This is a genomic window from Dietzia sp. HMSC21D01, assembly GCF_001815995.1.
In the GTDB taxonomy this organism is placed as follows: Bacteria; Actinomycetota; Actinomycetes; order Mycobacteriales; family Mycobacteriaceae; genus Dietzia; species Dietzia cinnamea.
Genome location: NZ_KV824112.1, coordinates 1 through 4,667, shown reverse-complemented (window position 1 = coordinate 4,667; position 4,667 = coordinate 1). Strand labels below are relative to the sequence as shown.

General features: G+C 71.0%; 4 protein-coding genes. All 4 read left to right on the top strand.

What is annotated here, in order from left to right; translation table 11 throughout:
- Positions 1-247 precede the first annotated feature (247 nt).
- A complete protein-coding gene (locus tag HMPREF3086_RS15955) occupies positions 248-910 on the top strand; it encodes a PRC-barrel domain-containing protein (protein ID WP_070722898.1) in 663 nt (220 codons plus the stop codon).
- A 154-nt stretch (positions 911-1,064) separates the two neighbouring features.
- Positions 1,065-3,032, top strand: coding sequence for an acetate--CoA ligase (gene acs, locus HMPREF3086_RS15950; RefSeq protein WP_070722896.1), 1,968 nt, complete (start codon positions 1,065-1,067; stop codon positions 3,030-3,032).
- An 81-nt stretch (positions 3,033-3,113) separates the two neighbouring features.
- Entirely contained in the window at positions 3,114-3,632 is a 519-nt protein-coding gene (locus HMPREF3086_RS15945; protein WP_061227529.1) for a phage holin family protein, read from the top strand.
- 95 nt (positions 3,633-3,727) lie between these two features.
- A complete protein-coding gene (locus HMPREF3086_RS15940; protein WP_210401890.1) occupies positions 3,728-4,597 on the top strand; it encodes an alpha/beta fold hydrolase in 870 nt (289 codons plus the stop codon).
- Positions 4,598-4,667: the final 70 nt, after the last annotated feature.

Genomic DNA, 4,667 nt, shown 5'->3' with positions numbered 1-4,667 from the left:
CGGTGCACCGCGGCGAGGGCGTCGCGGGCGGTGTCCGCGGCCTCGGCCACGCCCGGCAGGGCGGTCAGCGGGGCGAGCGGGTCGGGAGCTGCGGAGGTCACGGGTCGAGGTTACCCATCGGGTCACAATCGGCCGACACAGGCAATTTTCAGCTGCCTCAACCGGTGTGGAGCTGGTGTAATCACCTCCACCCGGTCGGGGCCCGCGCCGGCACCGCCCGCCCACCCTCGACACCCCGGAGATCCGCGTGAACCTCAAGGACCAGCTCGACGCACTGCTCGACGCGACCGCCTTCGACTCGACGGGGGCCAAGATCGGCGCGGTGCGCCAGGTCTACGTGGACGACGCCAGCGGCAAGATCACATTCGCGGCCGTCTCGACCGGCATCTTCTCCGCCGACGCGATCGTCCCCCTCCACGGGGCGCGGCTCCTCGACGACGAACTCCACGTCGACCACACCCGCGCCGTCATCCGCGACTCCCCGCGCCCCGACAACACCGAGGACGCCCTCACCCCCGAGCAGGAGGCCAAGCTGCTCGAGTACTACGGCATCGAGACGCCCACGCGCCTCCGCGGCACGGCCGCGCAGTCGTCCGGCCCGTCGGCGGGCGCGGCCGGAAAGCCGGCGGAGGACGACGGGAAGACCACGTCGAGGGGCGCCGCGAAGGAGACCGCGGGGGCCGGAGCGGGAAACCCCACCAAGACCGTCGGCGCGGGCGAGGACGCCGCGGCGGACCCGGCGTCGGCGGGCCGGAACGGCAAGGGGGCGACGACGACGAGAACGTCGGACAGCGAGGAGACCACCGACTCCCCCGCGCCCGCGAAGGCCACCGGCCCGGGCCCCGCGACCCCGGGCACGGGCCGGTCCGAGGACGCCGGCCCGAAGGGCCCGGAACCGCGTCGCGACTGATGGTGGCGGGCAGGACTCCCCCGTCATACCCCCTCGGGTGGGTTGCCCGACACGACCGGTCGCATGTGACTACGCTCACAGACATCGGTCTGGTCACGTCCGCCGCGGCGACCCCGGCCGTCCGTGAAACCTCATCCCCGAGAGAGAGCCGCTGATGACCGCTCCCGAACACACCCCGTCCTTCGCGCCCGATCCCGACTTCGCCGCGCAGGCCAACGCGCAGGCAGATCTGTACGACAGTGCCGCGGACGACCGTCTGGCGTTCTGGGAGGAGCAGGCCCGTCGTCTCGACTGGGACACCGAATGGTCCGAGGTGCTGGACTGGTCCGACGCCCCCGTCGCCAAATGGTTCGTCGGCGGCAAGCTCAACGTCGCCTACAACTGCGTCGACCGGCACGTCGAGGCCGGCAATGGTGACCGCGTCGCCATCCACTGGATCGGCGAGCCCACGGATGACGCCCGCGACATCACGTACGCCGAGCTCAAGGACGAGGTCAGCCGGACCGCCAACTACCTCAGCTCGCTCGGCCTGGTGGCCGGCGACCGGGTGGCCATCTACATGCCGCTGCTGCCCGAGGTCTACATCGCGATGCTCGCGTGCGCGCGCCTGGGCCTGACCCACTCCGTCGTCTTCGCCGGCTTCTCGCCCGCGGCCCTGCGCTCGCGCGTCGACGACGCCGAGGCCAAGCTCGTCATCACCGCCGACGGCCAGTTCCGCCGCGGCAGGCCCGCCCCGCTCAAGGCCGGCGTCGACGACGCCCTTGCCGGGAATCTCGAGGGCGTGGACGGCCCCGCCCGGTCCGTGGAGAACGTTCTCGTCGTGCGCCGCACCGGCCTCGACGTCGAGTGGACCGAGGGCCGCGACGTCTGGTGGGACGAGGTGATCCCCGAGCAGTCCACCGAGCACACCCCGGAGGCCTTCGACTCCGAGCACCCCCTGTTCCTGCTCTACACCTCCGGCACGACCGGCAAGCCCAAGGGCATCGTCCATACCTCCGGCGGCTACCTCACGCAGGCCGCCTACACGCACCACAACGTCTTCGACCACAAGCCCGGCGAGGACGTCTACTGGTGCACGGCGGACGTCGGATGGGTCACCGGCCACACCTACGGCGTGTACGCCCCCCTGGCCAACGGCGCCGAGTGCATCGTCTACGAGGGCACGCCCAACTCCCCCGACGAGCACCGGCACTTCCAGATCATCGAGAAGTACGGCGTCACCATCTACTATGCGGCTCCGACCCTGATCCGCACGTTCATGAAGTGGGGCAAGGAGATCCCGGCAGCCCACGACCTGTCCTCGATCCGCCTCCTCGGCTCGGTCGGCGAGCCGATCAACCCGGAGGCGTGGCGCTGGTACCGCGAGAACATCGGCGGCGGTAAGGCCCCCATCGTCGACACGTGGTGGCAGACCGAGACCGGTGCGATCATGATCTCGCCGCTGCCGGGCATCACCGAGACCAAGCCGGGTTCGGCCATGCGGCCGCTGCCCGGGATCTCGGCGGCGATCGTCGACGGGGACGCCAAAGAGGTCCCCGCGGACGAGCAGGGCTTCCTGGTCCTCACCGAGCCGTGGCCCGCGATGCTCCGCGGCATCTGGGGCGACATGGAGCGCTACCGCGACACCTACTGGTCTCGCTTCGCCGAGGAGGGGTACTACTTCGCCGGTGACGGCGCCAAGTTGGACTCGGACGGCGCCCTGTGGGTGCTCGGCCGTGTCGACGACGTCATGAACATCTCGGGCCACCGCATCTCGACCTCCGAGGTCGAGTCGGCGCTCGTCGGTCACCGAGCGGTCGCGGAGGCGGCCGTGGTCGGCGCGAACGACGAGACCACCGGCCAGGCGATCGTCGCCTACGTGATCCTGCGCGGGAACGTGGACGCCGAGGAGGACCGGCAGAAGCTCATCGACGAACTGCGCGCCGAGGTGTCGCGGGAGATCTCACCGATCGCCAAGCCCCGCGACATCACGATCGTGCCGGAACTGCCCAAGACCCGTTCCGGCAAGATCGTGCGTCGACTGCTCAAGGACATGGCCGAGGGCCGCGAGGGCGGCGACACCTCGACCCTGGCGGATCCGACGATCATGGACCAGATCCGCGAGAAGGGCACGCGCGGATGACCGGGTAGCGGGTGAAGGTCGCCACGTGACGTGGCACGATGGATGACGGTGCAGCCGTCGCCGGACAATGGAGGAGCAACCGTGAGCCACGCCCAGGGAACGCACAAGCCGACCGAGGCCTCGATCCCCCTGCATGACGCGGACTCGATCGGCCGGGGCGACGCCAGCATCGGCACCCTGGTCAAGAACGCGTCGACCCACGTGTCCACTCTCATGCGGGCCGAGATCGAGTTGGCCAAGACCGAGATCACCGAGCAGGTGAAGAAGGCCGCGACCGGGTCCGGGTTCTTCGTGGCCGCTCTCGTATTCCTCCTGATGTCCTTCTTCCCGTTCGTGTTCATGTGGGCGAAGCTCATCTCGCTGTGGTTCGGAACCAAGAGCTGGGACTGGATGGGTTTCCTCATCGTGTTCGTGGTGCTGGTCCTTCTGGCCGCGGTGTGCGGACTGCTCGGGTACCGCAAGGTCAAGAAGATCCGTAAGCCGCAGCGCACCATCGACTCGGTGTCGGACCTCAAGCTGGCCATGCCCAAGGGGTCCGAGCCGCAGCGGCCCCACACGGTGCGGGTCACCAGCACGCCCGAACCCCCCGTGCGCAACTGAAAACGCCCGCTCACAGGCCGCCCGACCCGTCGATCGTCAGGATCGACGGGTCGTGGCGGCATCGTGACGTCTCGGCCAACGGCATCCGCCTGCACGTGGCCGAGGCGCTCCCCGCAGACGCCGTCGCCGGGGAGTTTCCGCCGCTGGTCCTGCTCGTCCACGGCCTCGGCGGAATCTGGTGGACGATGCGCACGCCCATGCTCGCGCTGGCGGAGGCGGGCTTCCACGCCGTCGCCGTCGACCTGCGCGGCCACGGCGACTCCGACAAACCGCCGCGCGGATACGACGCCTGGACCCTCGCGTCCGACATCACGAATCTCGTGCGGGCGCTCGGCCATTCCTCGGCCGTGATCGTCGGACAGGGCGAGGGCGGCTTCTACGCGTGGACCGCCGCGTACCGCCGGCCCCGCGCGGTGCGGGGCCTAGTCGTCGTCGGGTCCCCCCACCCGCTCGCCACGCGTCGCGCCGCACTGTTCGACCGACACCAACGGCGGGCGCTCGTGCCCCGCCTACTCGCGGACCAGTTTCCGCGCCTGCCCGAGAGGCGCCTCACCCGCGACGGGGCCGCGGACGTCGAGGAGATGCTGCGCAGCCGCTCGGGCCCCGCGTGGCCGGGCACCGACGACTTCCGCGAGACCGTCGACCTGCTCCGGCGGGCGATGCTCATCCCCAAGGTGGCCCACCTGTCGCTGGAGAGCCGCCGCTGGATGGTGCGCAGCCAGCTCCGGCCGGACGGGCGCGATTTCCGCCGCGCGGTCTCCGGCGTTCTGCCGCAGCCCGTGCTCGGCATCAGCGGTGCCGAGGACCGCTTCATCCTGCCGGCGACCGTCCGCGCGTCCTCGGCCTGGGCCGGCGACTTCACCACCGCGCTCGTCCCTGGCGCTGGTCAGTTCCCGGCCATGGAGGCCCCGGCGGAGACGTCCCGCCTCATCGTCGACTTCGCGCGCCCCGTCACCCCGGCCTGACCGGGGCCGCCCCGCGCCGCCCGCGCACAGCAGGCACCGGCCCCCACCGACGGCGGGTACCGGACCCCCG

Bases quoted from the DNA above. Each gene is read 5' to 3' on its own strand.
- acs (WP_070722896.1), top strand. From the start codon at position 1,065: ATGACCGCTCCCGAACACACCCCGTCCTTCGCGCCCGATCCCGACTTC.